The 18,357-nt window shown below is 63.2% G+C and carries 14 protein-coding genes; 9 read left to right on the forward strand and 5 right to left on the reverse strand.

Annotated features, from left to right (window positions below; genetic code table 11):
* Positions 1-4: 4 nt before the first annotated feature.
* From urtC to IVB26_RS01590, 7 genes are all read left to right on the forward strand, one after another.
* Positions 5-1,141, forward strand: a complete 1,137-nt coding sequence (gene urtC, locus IVB26_RS01560; RefSeq protein ID WP_247970309.1) for an urea ABC transporter permease subunit UrtC — start codon at positions 5-7, stop codon at positions 1,139-1,141.
* A gap of 10 nt (positions 1,142-1,151) precedes the next feature.
* Entirely contained in the window at positions 1,152-1,907 is a 756-nt protein-coding gene (gene urtD, locus IVB26_RS01565) for an urea ABC transporter ATP-binding protein UrtD (protein WP_247970310.1), read from the forward strand.
* 224 nt (positions 1,908-2,131) lie between these two features.
* Complete coding sequence (urtE, locus tag IVB26_RS01570; protein ID WP_247970311.1) at positions 2,132-2,821, forward strand: urea ABC transporter ATP-binding subunit UrtE; 690 nt, start codon at positions 2,132-2,134, stop codon at positions 2,819-2,821.
* 27 nt (positions 2,822-2,848) lie between these two features.
* On the forward strand, positions 2,849-4,078 hold the full coding sequence (gene fmdA / locus IVB26_RS01575) for a formamidase (protein ID WP_028155258.1): 1,230 nt from the start codon (positions 2,849-2,851) through the stop codon (positions 4,076-4,078).
* A 92-nt stretch (positions 4,079-4,170) separates the two neighbouring features.
* Positions 4,171-4,548, forward strand: a complete 378-nt coding sequence (locus tag IVB26_RS01580) for an FmdB family zinc ribbon protein (protein ID WP_247970312.1) — start codon at positions 4,171-4,173, stop codon at positions 4,546-4,548.
* 44 nt (positions 4,549-4,592) lie between these two features.
* On the forward strand, positions 4,593-5,633 hold the full coding sequence (locus IVB26_RS01585) for an aliphatic amidase (RefSeq protein ID WP_247970313.1): 1,041 nt from the start codon (positions 4,593-4,595) through the stop codon (positions 5,631-5,633).
* A gap of 228 nt (positions 5,634-5,861) precedes the next feature.
* Entirely contained in the window at positions 5,862-8,951 is a 3,090-nt protein-coding gene (locus tag IVB26_RS01590) for an autotransporter outer membrane beta-barrel domain-containing protein (RefSeq protein ID WP_247970314.1), read from the forward strand.
* A 37-nt stretch (positions 8,952-8,988) separates the two neighbouring features.
* Here the strand turns inward: IVB26_RS01590 and IVB26_RS01595 are convergent, their stop codons facing one another.
* Complete coding sequence (locus IVB26_RS01595) at positions 8,989-9,822, reverse strand: MlaD family protein (RefSeq protein WP_247970315.1); 834 nt, start codon at positions 9,820-9,822, stop codon at positions 8,989-8,991.
* Positions 9,823-9,969: 147 nt separating this feature from the next.
* Entirely contained in the window at positions 9,970-12,189 is a 2,220-nt protein-coding gene (locus IVB26_RS01600; RefSeq protein ID WP_247970316.1) for an acetate--CoA ligase family protein, read from the reverse strand.
* 210 nt (positions 12,190-12,399) lie between these two features.
* Here IVB26_RS01600 and IVB26_RS01605 point away from each other — a divergent pair, with 210 nt between their 5' ends.
* Complete coding sequence (locus tag IVB26_RS01605) at positions 12,400-13,020, forward strand: glycosyltransferase family 2 protein (RefSeq protein WP_247970317.1); 621 nt, start codon at positions 12,400-12,402, stop codon at positions 13,018-13,020.
* Complete coding sequence (locus IVB26_RS01610) at positions 12,945-14,045, forward strand: DUF7024 domain-containing protein (RefSeq protein WP_247970318.1); 1,101 nt, start codon at positions 12,945-12,947, stop codon at positions 14,043-14,045. The genes IVB26_RS01605 and IVB26_RS01610 overlap by 76 nt, the downstream gene beginning before the upstream one ends.
* 11 nt (positions 14,046-14,056) lie before the next feature.
* Here IVB26_RS01610 and IVB26_RS01615 read toward each other — a convergent pair whose 3' ends face one another.
* The 3 genes from IVB26_RS01615 to IVB26_RS01625 form a co-directional block, all read right to left on the reverse strand.
* Positions 14,057-15,049: a glycosyltransferase family 2 protein gene (locus tag IVB26_RS01615; RefSeq protein ID WP_247970319.1), complete on the reverse strand. Its 993-nt coding sequence runs from the start codon at positions 15,047-15,049 to the stop codon at positions 14,057-14,059.
* Between the two features lie 162 nt (positions 15,050-15,211).
* Complete coding sequence (locus tag IVB26_RS01620; protein ID WP_247970320.1) at positions 15,212-15,781, reverse strand: class GN sortase; 570 nt, start codon at positions 15,779-15,781, stop codon at positions 15,212-15,214.
* Between the two features lie 138 nt (positions 15,782-15,919).
* Positions 15,920-18,211: a marine proteobacterial sortase target protein gene (locus IVB26_RS01625; protein ID WP_247970321.1), complete on the reverse strand. Its 2,292-nt coding sequence runs from the start codon at positions 18,209-18,211 to the stop codon at positions 15,920-15,922.
* Positions 18,212-18,357: the final 146 nt, after the last annotated feature.

Consider the following 18,357-nt stretch of genomic DNA (forward strand, 5'->3'; position numbering starts at 1 on the left):
AGTCATGATCAATTCACGCTTCTTCAATCGATCCGAGCTCATGGGCTTCATTGCTCTGGCCGCCGTGCTGTTCGTGATCCTGCCGCTGACGCTGGACGTGTTCCGCCTCAATCTGGTCGCGAAATATCTGACCTACGCTTTTGTCGCGCTCGGTCTCGTGCTGTGCTGGGGCTATGGCGGCATCCTGAGCCTGGGACAGGGCGTGTTCTTCGGCCTCGGCGGCTATTGCATGGCGATGTTCCTCAAGCTCGAGGCTTCGAGCGTCGAGAACACCAAGATCCAGTCGACACCAGGCATCCCTGACTTCATGGACTGGAATCAGATCACGTCGCTGCCGCTGTTCTGGCAGCCGTTTCACAGCCTCACATTCACGATCCTGGCCATTATCCTGGTCCCGGGCGTCTTCGCCCTGATCATCGGCACCGCGATGTTCAAGCGTCGGGTCGGCGGCACCTATTTCGCGATCATCACCCAGGCTGTCGCCGCCATCCTCACCATCCTGATCGTCGGTCAACAGGGCTATACCGGCGGCATCAACGGCATGACCGATTTGCGTACGCTCAGGGGTTGGGACATCCGGCCCGACCACGCCAAGGTCATCCTGTACTTCGTCGAGGTGGTGCTGCTGTTCGCCTGCATCGGCATCGCGCAATTCATCCGCCTGACCAAGCTCGGCCGCATTCTGGTGGCGATGCGCGAACAGGAGGATCGCGTCCGCTTCTCCGGCTACAGCGTCGCCAACTTCAAGATCTTCGCCTTCTGCATGGCCGCGGTCTTCGCCGCGATCGGCGGCGCCATGTTCGCGCTCAATGTCGGTTTCATGTCGCCGTCCTTTGTCGGCATCGTGCCGTCGATCGAGATGGTGATCTACACCGCGGTCGGCGGACGGATGTCGATCTTCGGCGCGATATGGGGCGCCCTCCTGGTGAATTTCGCCAAGACCAGCCTGTCGGAATCCTTCCCGCAACTCTGGCTGTTCGGCCTCGGCGCGCTGTTCATCGCGGTCGTGCTCGCCTTCCCGAACGGTCTGTCCGGGCTCTGGGCTGACTACGTGCAGCCGCGCATCGATCGGCTGTTCGCACGCAAGGCGAAGTCGGACTGGAACGGCAATTCGGTCGCCGACGGCGCGCCGGCTGAGTGAGGAGATCATCATGCTCGTGGGACATCAGCCCAAGGAATTCCTGCTCGCCGTTTCCGGCCTGACCGTCTCGTTCGACGGGTTCAAGGCGGTCAACGATCTCTCCTTCTATGTCGAGGAGAACGAAATCCGGGTCATCATCGGCCCCAACGGCGCCGGCAAGACCACGGTGCTCGATTTGATCTGCGGCAAGACCAAGGCGACCTCGGGATCGATTCAGTTTCGTGGCAAAGAGCTCACGAAGATGAAGGAGAACGAGATCGTGCAGACCGGCGTCGGACGCAAATTCCAGACGCCGTCGATGTTCGAGGACCTCACCGTCTTCGAAAATCTCGAGATCTCGTTTCCGCGCGGGCGCACCGTGTTCGGCTCGCTGACCTTTCAGCGCGACCAGCTCGTGAAGGAGCGGGTTGCGGAGGTCGCCGAGATGATCTTCCTCAAGGACAAGCTCAACACCTACGCCGACGAGCTCAGCCATGGCCAGAAGCAGTGGCTCGAGATCGGCATGCTGCTGATCCAGGATCCGGACCTCCTCATGCTCGACGAGCCCGTCGCCGGCATGAGCATCTCCGAGCGTGCCAAGACCGCCGAGCTGCTCAACCGCATCATCAAGAATCGCTCGGTGCTGGTGATCGAGCACGACATGAAGTTCGTTGAGGACATCGCCCACAAGGTCACCGTGCTGCATCAGGGCCAGATCCTCTCGGAGGGGACCATGGAGAAGGTGAAGAACGACCCCAAGGTCGTCGAAGTGTACTTGGGGCATTGAGATGGTGAAAGTCAGCCAGTCCGCGTCGGCATTGACGGTGCACCTCTCCCCTTGTGGGAGAGGTCGGATCGCGCAAGCGATCCGGGTGAGGGGTATCTGTCCGCGCATCAAGCTGCCTCCCGTATCCGCTGATGCATACCCCTCATCCGTCGCGGACTTCGTCCGCGCCACCTTTTCCCACAAGGGGAGAAGGAAGAAGACACACCGAGCCTAGGAGCGCATCGATGCTGGCAATCTCAGATCTCCACGTCGCCTACGGCCAGAGCGAGGTGCTGCACGGGCTCAATGTCAAGGTCGCGCCCAACGAGATCGTGGCGATCATGGGCCGCAACGGCATGGGCAAGACCACGCTGATGAAGTCGCTGATGGGCATTTTGCCCGCGAAGAGCGGCTCGGTATCCATGGACGGTGCCGAGCTCGGCAGCCTCAAGAGTTTTGAGCGCGTCGCCAAGGGCCTCGCCTACGTGCCGCAGGGGCGCATGATCTTCTCCACCATGACGGTGAAGGAGAACATCGAGACCGGGCTCGTCGTATCCGGCGGGTCCGAGGTGCCCGGCGACATCTACGAATTGTTCCCGGTCCTGCTCGAGATGAAAGGCCGTCGCGGCGGCAATCTCTCCGGTGGTCAGCAGCAGCAGCTCGCCATCGCCCGTGCGCTCGCAACCAAACCCAAGGTCTTGCTGCTGGACGAGCCGACCGAAGGCATCCAGCCTTCCATTATCAAGGAAATGGCGCGCACCCTGAAGCGCATCCGCGACGAGAAGGGGCTCTCGATTGTTGTGTCCGAGCAGGTCCTGAGCTTCGCGCTCGATATCGCCGACCGCGTGCTGGTGATCGAGAACGGCGAGATCGTGCGTGACGATCCGCGCGACGCCGTCGATGCCGCGCAGGTCTCGAAATATCTGTCCGTCTAACCAACCGTGTAAAAGGGGAGCATCTCCATGCCAGAGACACTGATCAAGGTCGATCTCACCAAGTCGGCTTACGATAATGACATGGTGCACAACCGCTGGCACCCCGACATCCCGATCGTGGCGTGGGTCAATCCCGGCGACGATTTCATCATCGAGACCTATGACTGGACCGGCGGCTTCATCAAGAACAACGATTCCGCCGATGACGTGCGCGACATCGACCTGTCGATCGTACACTTCCTGTCCGGCCCGATCGGCGTCAAGGGCGCCGAGCCCGGTGATCTCCTGGTGGTCGATCTGCTCGACGTCGGCCCGATGAAAGAGAGCCTGTGGGGCTTCAATGGCTTCTTCTCGAAGCAGAACGGCGGCGGCTTCCTCACGGACCATTTCCCGCTGGCGCAGAAGTCGATTTGGGACATCAAGGGCCTCTACACTTCGTCGCGCCACGTGCCCGGCGTGAACTTCGCCGGCCTGATCCATCCCGGCCTGATCGGCTGTCTGCCCGATCCCAAGATGCTGGAGACCTGGAACAAGCGCGAGGCCGAGCTGATCTCGACCAACCCGACGCGCGTGCCTGGTTTGGCCAATCCGCCGTTCGCGCCGACCGCGCATGGCGGCCGCGCCAAGGGTGACGTCAAGGCTAAGATCGGCGCCGAAGGTGCGCGCACCGTTCCGCCGCGCGAGCATGGCGGCAATTGCGACATCAAGGATCTCTCGCGCGGCTCGAAGATCTATTTCCCGGTCTATGTGCCGGGCGCGGGTCTGTCGATGGGCGACCTGCACTTCAGCCAGGGCGACGGCGAGATCACCTTCTGCGGCGCGATCGAGATGGCCGGCTGGCTGCATCTGAAGGTCGAGGTGATCAAGGACGGCATGGCCAAATACGGCATCAAGAATCCGATCTTCAAGCCGTCGCCGATCACGCCGAATTACAAGGACTATCTCATCTTCGAAGGCATCTCGGTCGACGAGGCCGGCAAGCAGCACTATCTCGACGTCCACATCGCCTATCGGCAGGCCTGCCTCAATGCCATCGAGTATCTGAAGAAGTTCGGCTATTCGGGCGCGCAGGCCTATTCGATCCTCGGCACCGCGCCGTGCCAGGGCCACATCTCCGGTGTGGTCGACGTGCCCAACGCCTGCGCCACGCTGTGGCTGCCGACGGAGATCTTCGACTTCGACGTGATGCCGTCGGCGGCAGGACCGATCAAGCATATCACCGGCGATATCCAGATGCCGATCTCGCCAGACAAATAGTCCCTGCGCGACGGGATGCGGGACGGCGCGTCTTTGCCGCCCCGCATCCGCAGCGAGGAGTGATCAAAAGGCAATAGCGTGGGGATGATGCGATGCCGGTCTATGAATATCTCTGCGACGACTGCGGTCCCTTCAAGGACTTGCGCCCGATGGCAGAATGCGACGATCCGCAAAGCTGCCCGCATTGCGAGACCATGGCGCCGCGGGTGATCCTGACCGCACCGAATTTCTTCTGTATGCCGGCGGACAAGCGCAAGGCGCACGCCGTCAACGAGCGCAGCTCGCACGCGCCGCAGACGCTGGCGCAATACAAGGCCTCGCACGGTCCGGGCTGTGGCTGCTGCTCCACGGGCAAGACGGTGAAGGACAAGAACTCCACTGACAGGAAGAAGCCCGCCCGGCTGATGACCAAGTCCAGGAGCGGGGCCAAGGGCTTCCCCACCGCGCGGCCCTGGATGATCAGCCACTAACGCGCGCGAAAACCTCAAACAAACAAAAGACAGGAGCGCTCAAAATGCTTCACGGCGACATTTCCAGCAGCAACGACACGGTCGGCGTCGCGGTCGTCAACTACAAGATGCCCCGCCTGCATACCAAGGCCGAGGTGCTCGACAACGCCCGCAAGATCGCCGACATGCTGGTGGGCATGAAGGCCGGACTGCCCGGCATGGATCTGGTGATCTTCCCCGAATATTCCACCCAGGGCATCATGTACGACTCCAAGGAGATGTACGAGACGGCATGCTCAGTGCCCGGTGAAGAGACTGCCATTTTCGCCGAGGCCTGTCGCAAGGCGAAGGTGTGGGGCGTGTTCTCGCTGACCGGCGAGCGCCATGAGGAGCACCCTCACAAGGCGCCCTACAACACCCTGATCCTGATGAACGACAAGGGCGAGATCGTCCAGAAGTACCGCAAGATCATGCCGTGGGTGCCGATCGAGGGCTGGTATCCCGGCAATTGCACCTATGTCTCCGACGGCCCGAAGGGCATGAAGGTCAGCCTGATCATTTGCGACGACGGCAATTTTCCGGAGATCTGGCGTGACTGCGCAATGAAGGGCGCCGAGCTGATCGTGCGCTGCCAGGGTTACATGTACCCGGCCAAGGAGCAGCAGGTCCTGATCTCCAAGGCCATGGCGTGGGCCAACAACGTCTATGTCGCGGTCGCCAATGCCGCCGGTTTCGATGGCGTCTATTCCTATTTCGGTCACTCCGCGATTATCGGATTCGACGGCCGCACGCTCGGTGAGTGCGGCGAGGAGGATTATGGCATCCAATACGCGCAGCTGTCGAAGCACCTGATCCGCGATGCGCGCCGCAACGGCCAGTCGCAGAACCATCTCTACAAGCTGGTCCACCGCGGCTACACCGGCATGATCAATTCCGGCGAGAGCCCGCGCGGCGTCGCGGCCTGCCCGTATGATTTCTACAAGAACTGGATCGCCGATCCCGAAGGCACTCGCGACATGGTCGAGGCTATGACCCGCTCGACGCCGGGAACTGAGGAGTGCCCGATCGACGGCATCCCGAATGGCTCGGCTCCTTCCAATTATTGAGCTTCTAGCGATCCTCTTGATGCGCGGAATGGGAATTCGGCCCTGGAAACCGTGGCACGGTTGCAACATAACCGCCGGATTCTGCCCTGGTTGCTGGTCAAACGGGCGCATTTCGGCCGAGCCGTAGTTCTACGGAACCCTCTCATGGCCTAAGTTCCCCTTGGAACTGGCTTGGGGGAGCGCGACGTGAGGGGCGAGGGGCTATCGACGTGGCGGGATCGGCGGCGCGTGGCCGCATTGTCCGTCAGCACGGCCTCGCTCCTTTTAGGGCTCACCCTGCACGCGTCGCCGGCCGATGCGGCCTGTACGCCCGATCCAGCCACGAGTGGCCAGACTGTCACGTGTACGGGCACCGACACTGACGGCTTTCAGGCCGGAGCGGGTGTCGATAGCCTCAATTTGAACGTGCTGCCCGGCGCGATCGTGAACGACAATGGCGCCGTCTCGATCGGTGTCAACGATTCCAACAGCGTCACCAACAACGGGACCGTGTCGGCAGGTTCGGGCCTCACCGGCATTGCCGTTGGAAATTCCAACACCGTCGTCAACAACAGCACCATCACGGTGCTCGGCAACGGCCTCGGCATCCAGGCGATCAGTCAGAACGTCATCTCCAATGCCGGAACGATCACGACGGGCGACAGTGGAGCCGCGATCGCGATCAGCGACAACAATACCGTCACCAACAGCGGCGCGCTGTTAGTCGGCGCCTCGGGCGTAGGCGTCTTCGCCGGCCAGAACAACACGATCGCCAACACCGCGACGGGCACGATCACAGGAGGCGACGGTGCCAGCGGCATCTTCGCGTTAGGCAGCGTGACCGTAACCAATGCAGGTGCGATCACAGTCGGTGATTCCGCCGGATTCTCCGGTGGCATTCTGGCGTTCAGCGACAACAACACGGTCACCAACGCCGCCACCGGCACGATCACGGTGGGAGAAAACGCTGCCGGAATCTTCCTGCTAGGTGACTTCCAGACCGCCAGCAATCTTGGCACGATCACAGCCGGCGACTTTGCTGTCGGCATTGCCGTGCAGGGCCACGACTCGAAAGTCACCAATGGCGGCACGATCAACGTGGGCGGAAGCGGATCGGCCGGCATTTCGATGCAGGGCGACCGGGCCACGATCAGCCAAAGCGGCACGATCAATGTAGGCCTGGGCGGGGCCGGTATCGCCTATGACGGCTCGTCCTCCACGATCACAAACACTGGGCGCATCGCGGGTGCCGATGGTGTCGAAGGCATCATCGTGTTCGGCGATTCCAACATCGTCACCAACAGCGGCACGATCACTGTCGGCGCGTTTGGTGTCGGCGTGGACGCCAGCGCGTCCTCGACGACCAACCAGATCGTCAACACCGGCAGCATCACTGTCGGCGCCAACGGCACCGGCATCATCGTGAGTAACAGCGGCAGCGTCTTCAACTCCGGCACCATCGACGCCAGTGCATCCGGCGCCGTTGCAATCGACTTCTGCGGCTGCGGCAACAACACGCTCACCCTCGGACCTGGCAGCGTGATCAACGGTCAGGTGCTCGCGTCCGGAACCGACACGTTCCAGCTCGGCGGCACCGGCAAGGATATTTTCAATCTCGACCTGATCGGCATCGGCCTCCAGTACGACGGTTTTTCGACCTTCAACAAGGTCGACAACTCGACCTGGACGGTGACCGGTACCGGCAATCAGGACTGGAACGTGCTCGGCGGCACGCTTCTGCTGGCCGGCGCCATCAACGGCAATGTCAGCGTCGCCACGGGCGGCACCTTCGGCGGCGTTGGCAACGTCAACACCATCAACGTCAATGGCGGCACTCTGGCGCCAGGGCTTCCGACCGGCACGCTCAACGTCAATGGCGATCTCAGCTTCACCGGCGGGTCAACTTACATGGTGCAGGTGTCGGGGGCGAACAACGGCATCGCGGTCGTGACCGGGACCTCCACGCTCAGTGGCGCGACCGTCGCGGTCGTTCCGATCGGTACGATCGCAAAGCATTACACGATCCTGACCGCGAACACGTTGCCCGACACCTTCAATCCGGTTGTCACGGGTCTGTCGCCGAACCTGCATGCGACGCTCAGCTACGATCCCAACAACGTCTTCCTCGACCTCGCATTGGGCTATGGCGGCGGCCTCAATATCAATCAGCAGAACGTCGCCAACGTCCTGACGCGCATCTTTAACACCACCGGCAGTCTGCCTGTCGCGCTCGCCGATCTCACGCCGCAGGGCCTGACGCAGGCCTCCGGCGAGCCGGGGACGGGATCGCAGCAGACGACGTTCAATGCGATGAACCTGTTCATGAGCCTGTTAACCGACGTGTTCGGTTCGGGGCGCAGCGGCGCGTCGGGTGCGATGCCTTATGCCGACGACACGAGCGCGAATGCCTATGCTGCGACCAGCAGGGGCGCTCATGACAAGAACGCGCGCGACGCCTTTGCCTCGATCTACCGCAAGGCACCGATCGCGACGTTCGAGCAGCGCTGGGACGTGTGGGCGGCCGGCTACGGCGGCTCGCAGACCACCGACGGCAATGCCGGCCTCGGCTCGAACAACACGACCAGCAGCGTCTATGGCACTGCCGTGGGCCTCGATTACCGCTTCTCGCCGTCGACAGTTGCAGGCTTCGCCTTCGCAGGCGGCGGGACTGGATTCAACGTCAACGGACTCGGTTGGGGTCGCTCAGATCTGTTCCAGGCCGGCGCCTTCGTGCGTCATACGGCCGGACCGGCCTACATCACGGCGGCGCTCGCCTATGGCTGGCAGGACGTCACGACCAACCGCGTCGTGACGGCTGCTGGTTACGACCAGTTGCGCGCGCGGTTCAACACCAACGCCCTCTCGGGCCGCATCGAGGGCGGTTATCGCTATGCCATGCAGTGGGCCGGCGTCACGCCCTATGCAGCACTTCAGGCCACTCTGTTCAGCCTTCCCTCCTATGCCGAGTCGGCCGTGGTGGGCAGCAACGTCTTCGCGCTCAACTATGCCGCCAAGGACGTGACCAGCACCCGCACCGAACTCGGCCTGCGCGCGGACCGGTCGTTTGCCGCGGCCGGCGGCCTGGTGACCCTGCGCGGCCGCCTCGCCTGGGCGCATGATTACAATCCGGACCGTACCGCCGCAGCGGTGTTCCAGACGTTGCCGGGATCGGCTTTCGTCGTGAACGGCGCAGCTCTGGCGCGCGATTCTGCTCTGACCACGGCATCAGTGCAGATGAACTGGATGAATGGCTGGTCTGCGTCGGCGACCTTCGAGGGGGAGTTCTCGAACGTCACGCGCTCCACCGCCGGCAAGGGCGTCGTGCGCTACGCGTGGTGAGGTGTGTCACCTCCCTTGAGGAGGATCGGGGAGAGGGTCACCGCTTCTTCTGCTCGGGCTTTCGCGGTGGGCGCGGGGCGGCGGTGGGTGCTACTGGCGTCCCACTCATCTTGTTGGCGGCTTCGCTGACGTCGAGCAGCGAGCGACGGATGTCTTCGAGATAGCCCGTCGACTTCTTCTTCATGGTATCGGCAAGCTCGTGCAGTCCCTTGATCTTCTCGTACAGCTCGTCGGCCTTGCCGCCGACGAACCCGGGCACGACGCCCTCGATCTTCGTGACCGCCTTGTCGAAGCCCGCGAAGGCGCTGTCGACCTTGGCCATGACGGAATCGATCTCGCCTCCCTTGCTGCGGAGGTCAGCGGTGTAGTCTTCGAACGTGCGCAGGCCCTCCTTGATCGCGGGGGCGTTGCTGACGATCGTGCGGTCGACGCTGTGCAGGGTGTCGACGATGGATTCGGCGTCGCTGAGATCGGCGGTCAGCACGGGGACGCCGTCCGAGTCCAGCGGCACCGGTGGCGCCGAGGGTGCGCCCCCGATCAGCGAGATCGCGGCAACGCCGGTGAGGCCCTGGAACTCGATGCCCGCCACGGTGTCCTTGCGGATCGGCGCGGTGTTGTCGAGCATCACCAGCGCCACGATCCTGCGGGGATTGTCCAGCTTGATCGACAGGATCTGGCCCGCCGGGACGCCGTCGAAATTGACCGGCCCGCCGCGACGCAGTCCGCTGGCGGACCCGCCCTCGAATACCACGCGCAACTGGCTGCGGCTCTGGATGGTGCGCCATTTCTGCACGCCGAGCAGGCCGCCGAACGCCACGGCGATCACCGCCAGCGTCGCCGTTCCGATCACCAGATTGCTCGCGCGTGCCATGTGGGGGAGGTTTTACGGCCAAAGCAGGGAAGTTGGAAGGAGGCCATAATGGTACGTAGGGCGGGTTAGCGAAGCGTAACCCGCCGTTTTCGCCTCACTAGCCGTGCAAGTTGGTGGATTACGCTGGCGCTAATCCACCCTACGGCCTCAATGAGCCGCGGCGCGTTTTGCCGCGGTGTTGTTCAGCACGATCAGGGCATCGACGGCTACGCCCGTCCTGGTGTTGATCAGGAACGGATTGATGTCGATCGAGGCGATCCGGTCGCCGGCATCCGCGATCAAATTGGACAGGCCGACCAGCGCTTTCACCGCGGAGGCCTCGTGCAAGGCCGGCTTGCCGCGATAGCCGCGCAGCTTGATCCCGGCCTTGGTGCGGCCGATCAAGAGCCGGGCCTCGGCCTCGTCCAGCGGCGCGCCGGCGAGCGCGACGTCCTTCATCAGTTCGATGTCGATGCCGCCGGTGCCGAACAGCACGACCGGGCCCATCTCGGCATCGAGCGAGGCGCCGACCACGAGCTCGAGCTCGGCCTTGACCTGTTGCGCGATCAGGATGCCATCGAGCTTCGGCTTGCCTTTCAGCTTCGCCACCCGTGCCGTGATGTCGCCGAACGCCTTCTTCACCTCGGCGGCACTGTTGAGGTTCAGCACCACGCCGCCGATATCGGATTTGTGCAGGATCTCGGCGCTGACGAGCTTTGCCACGACCGGAAAGCCGATCTGCCTGGCGATCTTGGCGGCTTCCGCCGCGGTCTGTGCGATCGCCTCCTTCGAGACCGGAATGCCATAGGCCTTCAGAAGCTTCTTCGAGGCGACCTCGTCGAGCGCGGCGCCACTTGCCGATTTCAGCGCTTTCTCCAGCACGGCGCGCGCGGCAGGTTTCGAGCTCGCGACGACGTCGGGCACTTCTTTCCGCAGCTTCGCATAGTCGAGCAGCGACCTGATCGCGGTCACCGCCCGGTCCATGCCCTGCATGACCGCGAGATGCGGCAGCGATTTGCGCAAGGTCTTGGTGAATTCGGTGAAGCCGATCGACATCGCGCTGATATAGATCACCGGCTTTGCGGCCTTGCTCGCCATCTCGTTGACGATGCGCAAATTGCGCTCGCGCAGCTCATGCGGCGCCTTGGGCAGCTCGGCGTCGATGATAACGATGTCGATATCGGGATCGTCGATCATCAGCTTGATCGACTTCATGTAGACGGAGGGATCGACCACGGCGGCAAAGCCGGCGTCGAGCGGATTGCCGACGATCGAGCCCGGTCCGAGCATTATGGCCAGCTCCGACTTCACATGCGGGCTGAGCGGCGCGAAGTTCAGGCCTTCCTTGTAGAAGGCGTCAAGCAGCATGCCGCGCTTGCCGCCGGACAGCGTGACGGCGGCGAGCCGATCGCCCTTGGGCACGGCCGCGTGCACGAAGCATTCAGTGGTTTCGATCAGTTCGTCGAGGCCGCCTACGCGGATCACGCCTTCGCGCGTCGCGATGGCGTCGAACGTCTCGATCGAGCCCGCGAGCGCGCCGGTATGCGCCATCGCCGCCGCGCGACCGCCCTCGGACGCGCCGAGCTTGAATGCGATCACGGGTTTGCTCGCGGCGCGCGCCGCTTTGCAGGCATCGCGAAACGCCTTGGTGTTGCGCACGCCTTCGAGATAAACCACGATCACCTTGATGCTCGGGTCCTCGGCGAAATAGCGCATCAGGTCTGGCGTCTCGAGTCCGGCCTCGTTTCCGGTCGTCACCATGTAGCCGACACCGACACCCCGATCTTCCAGCGCCTGGCGGATCGCCATGACGATGGCGCCGGACTGTCCGGCGATTGCCACCGCGCCTTGCTCCATGGTGACGATGCGGTCGTCGATGTTGGTGAAGAGCTTTTCGCCGGCGCTTAAGTTGCCGAGGCAATTCGGGCCGGTGACGGCAAGCCCGGTCTCGCGTATGGCGGCCTGTAACTCGGCGGCGAGCCTCTGGCTTTCCTCATCCTGCAGCTCGCTGAAGCCCGAAGTGACGATGGTGGCCGAGCGCGCACCGGCCGCAGCGGCATCGCGGATCACCTGGACGGCAAAGCGCGCCGGCACCAGCACCAGAACGTGATCGGGCTTCTCCGGGAGGCTCGCAAAGTCCTTGTAGCAGGGGACGCCCCATATGGCTTCACGCTTGGCATTGACCGGATAGAGGCCGCCCTCGTAACCGTACTTGATCAGATTATTCCAGATGCGTTCGGCATAATTGCCGGGCTTGTCGGTCGCGCCCACCAGCACGATGTTGAGCGGGTGCAGCATGGCGTGGATGCCCTTGACGATATCGCTGGCATCGGGCGTCGGAGACCATGGACGTTGCGAAACCGATGCGGCAGGCACTTGAGCTTCCATGCGCTTCCCTCACTTCTTGTTCTTGTTGCAACGCGCTGTTGCGCCGGCTTCAGGGACTGATCCTGGCGGATTCCATGCCGCGAGACGGAATGGGCAAGTCTTGACGACAGGGCCTGACGATAAGGCTAGCATCACGAGACTTTTGGCGAAAGTGCGAACGATCCGGCAAGGTGCTAGGAACCGTGACGCTCATTCTCTCAAACGGTGATCATGCCGCTTCTGTCCATCGTGGTGCCGACTCTCGATCGTCCCGACACGCTTCGCCATGCGCTCGCGACCATGGCGTGCCAGCCTGCGCACGCGGACTGCGAGTTCGTGGTTCAGAACAATGGCGGCAATCCCGAGATCGCGAAGATGGTCGCAGACCTCCAGGACGAGCGCTTCAAGCATTTTGCCAGCGAAACCGTCCTGACCATGACCGACAATTGGGAGGCAGCGCTCGGCCATGCCTCTGGCGAGTACATCGCCTTCCTCGGCGATGACGACGGGTTGATGCCCTATGCATGTGCCACGGCGTCGGATCTGCTCTGCGGCCGAAAGATCGATCTCCTGAGCTGGCGCGCCTACAGCTATTACTGGCCGGACTACTACCATCCGGCTTTCCGCAATCGGCTGCTCGCCGAGATCGACCTGACCTCGTCGGCAAAGCGCGTCTCGTCGCGGGACGAATTGGCGCGCATCTTCGGCTTCCAGGCGCACTATGCGAACCTGCCGATGATTTACAATTCGTTCGTCCGCCCAGCGTCATCGACCGGATGCGTGCGGTCGGTGGCCGCTACTTCATCGGCCTATCGCCCGACGTGGCATCCGGTATCGCCAATGCTGCGCTGACCGACAGTTTCGTCCGGCTGTCGCGGCCGCTGAGCATGGCCGGATTCTCGCAGCACAGCACCGGTCACGCGCTGTTCTTCGAGACCACCGATCTGCTCGAAACGTCGCGAGGAGCGCGCGATTTCGGACCCATTGACGATGACCCCCGGCTCCCTGATCTCAACGCCCTCCAGCTTTTCATCGCCAAGGACATGCTCGTCCTGAAACGATTGCTGCTGCCGGATGACGATCACGTGCGGCTCGACTTCAAGGCGCTGGCACAAGCCCTCGCGACCGATATCAACAACCGTCCCGCTTTGTATGACCGGACCGTGCAGACTATCGGCGAGCTCGCCCGCACGCACGGATTCGACCTCGCCGACATTATCATTCCCGCTCGTCTCGCGGATCGGCCGCCACCTAGAGAGGGTGTTTCCGTCATCGGACAGAACCGCGTGCTCTATGAGCTGGATGGTTCTGCGCTCGGGCTCAATTCGATCGCGGATGCAGTGCGCGTGATCGCGCAGTTCGTGCCGGACCAGGCGCCGTTCGATCCAGCCGCTCTGGACGCTGCCGTGTCTGCGCCGGTCCTCGGCGGAGAGGAGCTCGAGTTCGGACGTGGCGGGGCGGGCGTCGCCGCGTTGGCCGAGGGATGGAGCGAGCCGGAGCAATGGGGCACCTGGTCCGTCGCCAGGAATTGCGTGCTCCGCTTCGAGGTTCGCCCCATTCCGTCACGGCCGGTCGAGCTCGTTCTGGCGTGCCGGGCCTTCGTGGCTGACGGAAATCCGCAACTGCGTGCGGTTTGCCGCTTCGGTAACGGCGCGCAGCAGGAATTGACGTTTTCGAGAGGGGCGTTCGCGGGCTTGCGCAGGTTGATGCTCGATCCCGCCGCGGTTGCCGCCGACGGGATGCTGACCATTAGCCTGGCGCTATCCGATCCACGCTCGCCCGCTGATCTGGGATTGAGCTCCGATGCGCGTCCCCTCGGCATCGGCCTTGAGCGGGTATGGCTCGATGACGATGTCCATGCGTCACGAGACCGCTGATCGCCGCACGCCTAGTACCGCAGCAGCCTCAGCTTGTGGGCGTAGTGAAAGATGACCTGCCTCGCGAGATAGGGAGCGATGGCACGACGGATCTGCATCTGAGTCGGATCGAAGCCGAGAACGCGGCGCCGCAAGATGCCCATCTCCCGGACGCCGATTGCATAGGTTGATGCCGTCTTCTGGGCGTCATGGATTCGGAAGCAGGCGAGAAATCGCGGCAGGCGGACGAACTTGAACTCCGCGGCCTGCGCTCGCAGGATGAAGTCCCAATCCATCGCGTAATGAAAGCTTTCGTCGATCGGCCCGATCCTGTCCCACACGCGCCTGCGCCAGAACATCGTCTCCTGCGGGATATAGTCGGCAAATTGCAGTGCGTGCCCGTCATGGGGCGGCAGAACGGCACGGCCGACCTCGAGCCCCTCCCGGTCGACGAAGACGCGATGGCCATACACGATGTCGACATGCGGATGCGACGTGAAGTAGTTGGCGACATAGGCCAGCGTCCCCGGCAGCAGCATGTCGTCGCTGTTGAGATAGGCCATGATCTCGCTGTCGATGCCGGCAAAGCCGAGATTGATGGCGTTCGATTGCCCGCCGTCAGGTTCGCTCTTCCAGCTGAAGCTCCCACCGCGGCTCTTCAGGAGATCGACCGTACCGTCGATCGAGGCGCCGTCCTGCACGTGATAATGCAGGTTCGGATAGTTCTGGCCGACGATGCTCTCGATCGTGGCGCCAAGATACTCGGCCTGGTTGTAGCTCGGCGTGACGATCGCGATCCGCGGTGCGTTCTCGTGGGTGGAGGGGGCCGGCGGGAAAGCCCTCAAATTGAGCAGGCGCGGCGGATATTGCTCGAAGGTCCACATCGGCGGGCGCCGCCAGAGGCTCCGCAGCGAGGATCGCCTTTGTCCGGCGGCGATGAGATCCTGATTCCTTTCCAGCAGCGCGAGGCGATTTTCGAGCTGCTCCAATCGTTGTTCGAGGCGCTGCCTGAACTCGTCGTCCATCCATCGTTCTTTCACAAATCACAACGTACAAAAATCAATGGGCCATTCTATAGGTCTCCCGCCTGCAGCGCCAGTTCACGGTCCCGTCAAACGCGATGGCGCGGCCTGTCCGGCGCGGTTTCAGAGGCTTCGATCAATCCGGGATGGGCTGATTGCGAACCGCTATTCACCTGTTTCGATCAGGGTGGCATGCAGGACGTATCGCTCCGGGCCGGACGTGACGGCGTCGAACGGCCAGCAGGTCGTGAGCACGAGTTCGACATCCTGCGCCGCGGGATCGATGCCCGATGCATCGAAGCGGACCACGGCGGATGAATCCGCGCGATAGCGAAAGTGTTTGCCGTCACGGCGTGTGACATCGATCGCGTCACCAACGGCAACATTCCGCAAGAAACGGAAATGTGTGTCGCGATGGCCGGCATATACTGCAACACCGCGCTCGCCGGCATCAACCGTTTGGTGGATGTGACCGGGTCCAAAGGCCAGCGCCTGCCCGCTCGCGCTTTCCAGCACGATCGCGCTGGCGCCGATCCGCTTCACCTCGATCCGCGCGACCGGCCAGGTGTCGGCCCATGACCACGGCTTGATCACCTCGCCCGTTGCCAAGCTTCTGTCGAAGGCGCGCTCCAGCAGCACCTGCGCGAGCCAGGCCTTGGCATGGACATAGGCGCCGTCGCCGAACAGGATGAGGCCGATCAGTGCCAGAACCAGCGGGGATAAGAGGCGGGGCATTGTCTCTACACGCGTCATTGCGAGCGAAGCAATCCAGAGTCTTTCCGTTGAGGCAGCCTGGATTGCTTCGCTGCGCTCGCAATGACGGGAAGAAAAAGGCGCGCGCGGCCGTTGGTGTGGGACGGGCAGCCGCGCGCGCTAACAGAGGAGTTCGGGGGACTCCTCTCTCAAAGCGGCGTCGGTGAGCAAGGGTCGACGCCGGTTGAACACGAACAGGATCAGGGCGAGCACGATCAGGATCAGACCTGCGATCATTTTCAGCTCGGCTGAGGTTGCCGTCTTGGGCAGACGGATCGCATCAGGCGCCGCAGGTGTCGGACGCCGCGCGGCTGGTGAGGTGCGCGCATCGGCATGGCGTTCACGCAATTGCGCCGGGATCGGCGACCGTTCGCCAAACACTTTCTCGAAATCCCAGCCCGCGGGCAGGTTGATCGGCAATTCGCTGAGCTTGAGCGGTGCGCCTTCGGGGCGGCTCGGCGTCTTGTCGACGGCGACGAGGCTGGTCAGACGCGTGACGATCTGATGGTCGAGCGCCAGCGCCAGGATCGCCTTGTCGGCCTGCTCGGGCGCGAGTTCCCGCATGGCGCGCGCCACCTCGGCGTCACCGATCTTGCGCTTGGCCCAGAGTTTCGACAGGCCGTTGCCTTCGGCGGCATTTTGCAGCGGCAGCGTCACCGACCATGGGCGGTCGCCGACGCGCCCCCTGATCTCGAGCGAGCCCGCGAGCTTGTCGAGCTTTGCCGCAAGCACCAGCGGCTCGTCGCGATAGACGTCCGGGATGATCGCCGGGGTGATGTCGGCCTTGGCTTCAGAGAATTTCGCGATGAGGCCGGTCACGGCTGGATTTTCGAGCTTGGCGAACAAGCCGCGCATGCGCTCCTCCACCTGCTCGACGGACCCGATATGGGTGAAGGCCCCACGACCGAGCTCGGCGGCGCGCGTCATCAGATAGGTGTTGGGCGCCGACCCGATGCCGACCATGAAGACGCGCGAGCGGCCGCGCATTGCCGTGATCGTTTCGAACAATTGCTGTTCGTTGCCGATTGCACCGTCGGTCAGGAAGACGACCTGGCGAACCATGCCGGTGTCGCCGAGCTTGTCGGCCAGGGCGGCGCGCATCGCCGGCACCATCTCGGTGCCGCCGCGCGCCTGCAACGCGCTCACGAACGAGGTCGCCTCGCCGACATGCGCAGTGTCTGCCGGCACGGAAGCCGGAAACAGCACGTCCATGGTATCGTCAAAGCGGATGACGTTGAAACGGTCGGTCGGCTGGAGCCGGGAGAGCGCGTAAGTGAGACTCGCCTTGGCCTGAACAATCGACGTGCCGCCCATCGACCCCGAATTGTCGATCACGAACACGACCTCACGCGGCAGTGGCTTTTGTGTCGACTGCTCGACGCTGGGCGGGGTGATGAAGGCGAGCAGGTAATCGGCATCGCCGATATGTTCGCGGAACAGGCCGACCGTCGGCACCTTCTCGGCGGCGGGCTTCCAGGTCAGCTCGAAGTCGCGGTCGGCGGGAACAGCGCCATCGGCGAGCGTGATGATGCGTGCCGTCTTGTCCGGGCTCTCGATCTTGACGTTGTGGTGGTGACTCCTGACCGCGCCAAGCGCGAAGCCGGCCTTCAGGCGCACCGTGATGGTGGTCGGATTGACCGGTGCATTCTTGGCGGGATCCAGCACAGGCGGTGAGATACGGTCGCGGTCCGGTACCGGGTCCGACGTGGTCGCGTCCCAGCCCGAGCCGTCGTTGCGGAAGTCGACGCTCTGGACGATGGGCGCAGGATTGTAGCGCGGTCCGACCACCAGTGGCAGGCGGAGCGAATATTCGTTGCCTGATTGATGCACGGGCTCCTGATATTCGATCTGCACGAGCACGGTTTCGCCGGGACCGATATTGGCAACCGAGTTGGTGAAGATGTTCGGCCGTTCCTGCTCGGTGAGCGCGGCCTTCTGACCGGCGCGGCGTGCCTCTTCGTAGATCACGCGGGCCTGCTGCCGCTCCTTGATGTCTCCGACGATGACGCGGTCGCCTACCACCATCTTCAGCGTATCGACGGCGCCGCCGCTCGGGAGCGGATAGACATAGGTTGCCTCGACCCAGTCCTTGGTCGGGTTGCGGAAGATTTGGGTGACCCGCGCGCGCAGCGTTGGGCCCGATACCGTGATGTCGACGTCGATGCCGAGGCGGATCGCTTCCGTGGTGGCGCCGTCGTCCTTCAGAAGCAGCGTACCGGACCGTGCATCGCCGGGCTGGAGCAGGCCGGCCTGCTCGGTCGTTGCCGACCAACTCGTCCCGAAGCTGACGAGCAGGGCCACGAAGGCCATCAGCATCACCGCGATGCCCTGCGCGAGAAGAAGCAATCCGAGCTTGATCAGCCGGTTCAACATGGGGTGCTCGTCGTTGTCAGCCGCGTCGTAGGTGTCCATTTGGCCTGCTCCCGAAAGGACGTTTGCTGGCTCTGAGGATTTGCCGGGAGGGCCGATTTCGCGAGCAGAATGATCGGTAATGTTCCGCCGCGGCCGGCCCGGGCACGCCGCCGCTGGGCGGTCATGTGCGGTTTTGTGCTGATTTG

Source organism: Bradyrhizobium sp. 195, assembly GCF_023101665.1.
Lineage (GTDB): Bacteria > Pseudomonadota > Alphaproteobacteria > Rhizobiales > Xanthobacteraceae > Bradyrhizobium.

Excerpts from the sequence above, each read along its gene's own strand:
- urtC (WP_247970309.1), top strand. The coding sequence starts at position 5 with ATGATCAATTCACGCTTCTTCAATCGATCCGAGCTCATGGGCTTCATT.
- urtD (WP_247970310.1), top strand. The coding sequence starts at position 1,152 with ATGCTCGTGGGACATCAGCCCAAGGAATTCCTGCTCGCCGTTTCCGGC.
- urtE (WP_247970311.1), top strand. The coding sequence starts at position 2,132 with ATGCTGGCAATCTCAGATCTCCACGTCGCCTACGGCCAGAGCGAGGTG.
- fmdA (WP_028155258.1), top strand. The coding sequence starts at position 2,849 with ATGCCAGAGACACTGATCAAGGTCGATCTCACCAAGTCGGCTTACGAT.
- IVB26_RS01580 (WP_247970312.1), top strand. The coding sequence starts at position 4,171 with ATGCCGGTCTATGAATATCTCTGCGACGACTGCGGTCCCTTCAAGGAC.
- IVB26_RS01585 (WP_247970313.1), top strand. The coding sequence starts at position 4,593 with ATGCTTCACGGCGACATTTCCAGCAGCAACGACACGGTCGGCGTCGCG.
- IVB26_RS01595 (WP_247970315.1), bottom strand. The coding sequence starts at position 9,822 with ATGGCACGCGCGAGCAATCTGGTGATCGGAACGGCGACGCTGGCGGTG.
- IVB26_RS01600 (WP_247970316.1), bottom strand. The coding sequence starts at position 12,189 with ATGGAAGCTCAAGTGCCTGCCGCATCGGTTTCGCAACGTCCATGGTCT.
- IVB26_RS01605 (WP_247970317.1), top strand. The coding sequence starts at position 12,400 with ATGCCGCTTCTGTCCATCGTGGTGCCGACTCTCGATCGTCCCGACACG.
- IVB26_RS01610 (WP_247970318.1), top strand. The coding sequence starts at position 12,945 with ATGCGTGCGGTCGGTGGCCGCTACTTCATCGGCCTATCGCCCGACGTG.
- IVB26_RS01615 (WP_247970319.1), bottom strand. The coding sequence starts at position 15,049 with ATGGACGACGAGTTCAGGCAGCGCCTCGAACAACGATTGGAGCAGCTC.
- IVB26_RS01620 (WP_247970320.1), bottom strand. The coding sequence starts at position 15,781 with ATGCCCCGCCTCTTATCCCCGCTGGTTCTGGCACTGATCGGCCTCATC.
- IVB26_RS01625 (WP_247970321.1), bottom strand. The coding sequence starts at position 18,211 with ATGGACACCTACGACGCGGCTGACAACGACGAGCACCCCATGTTGAAC.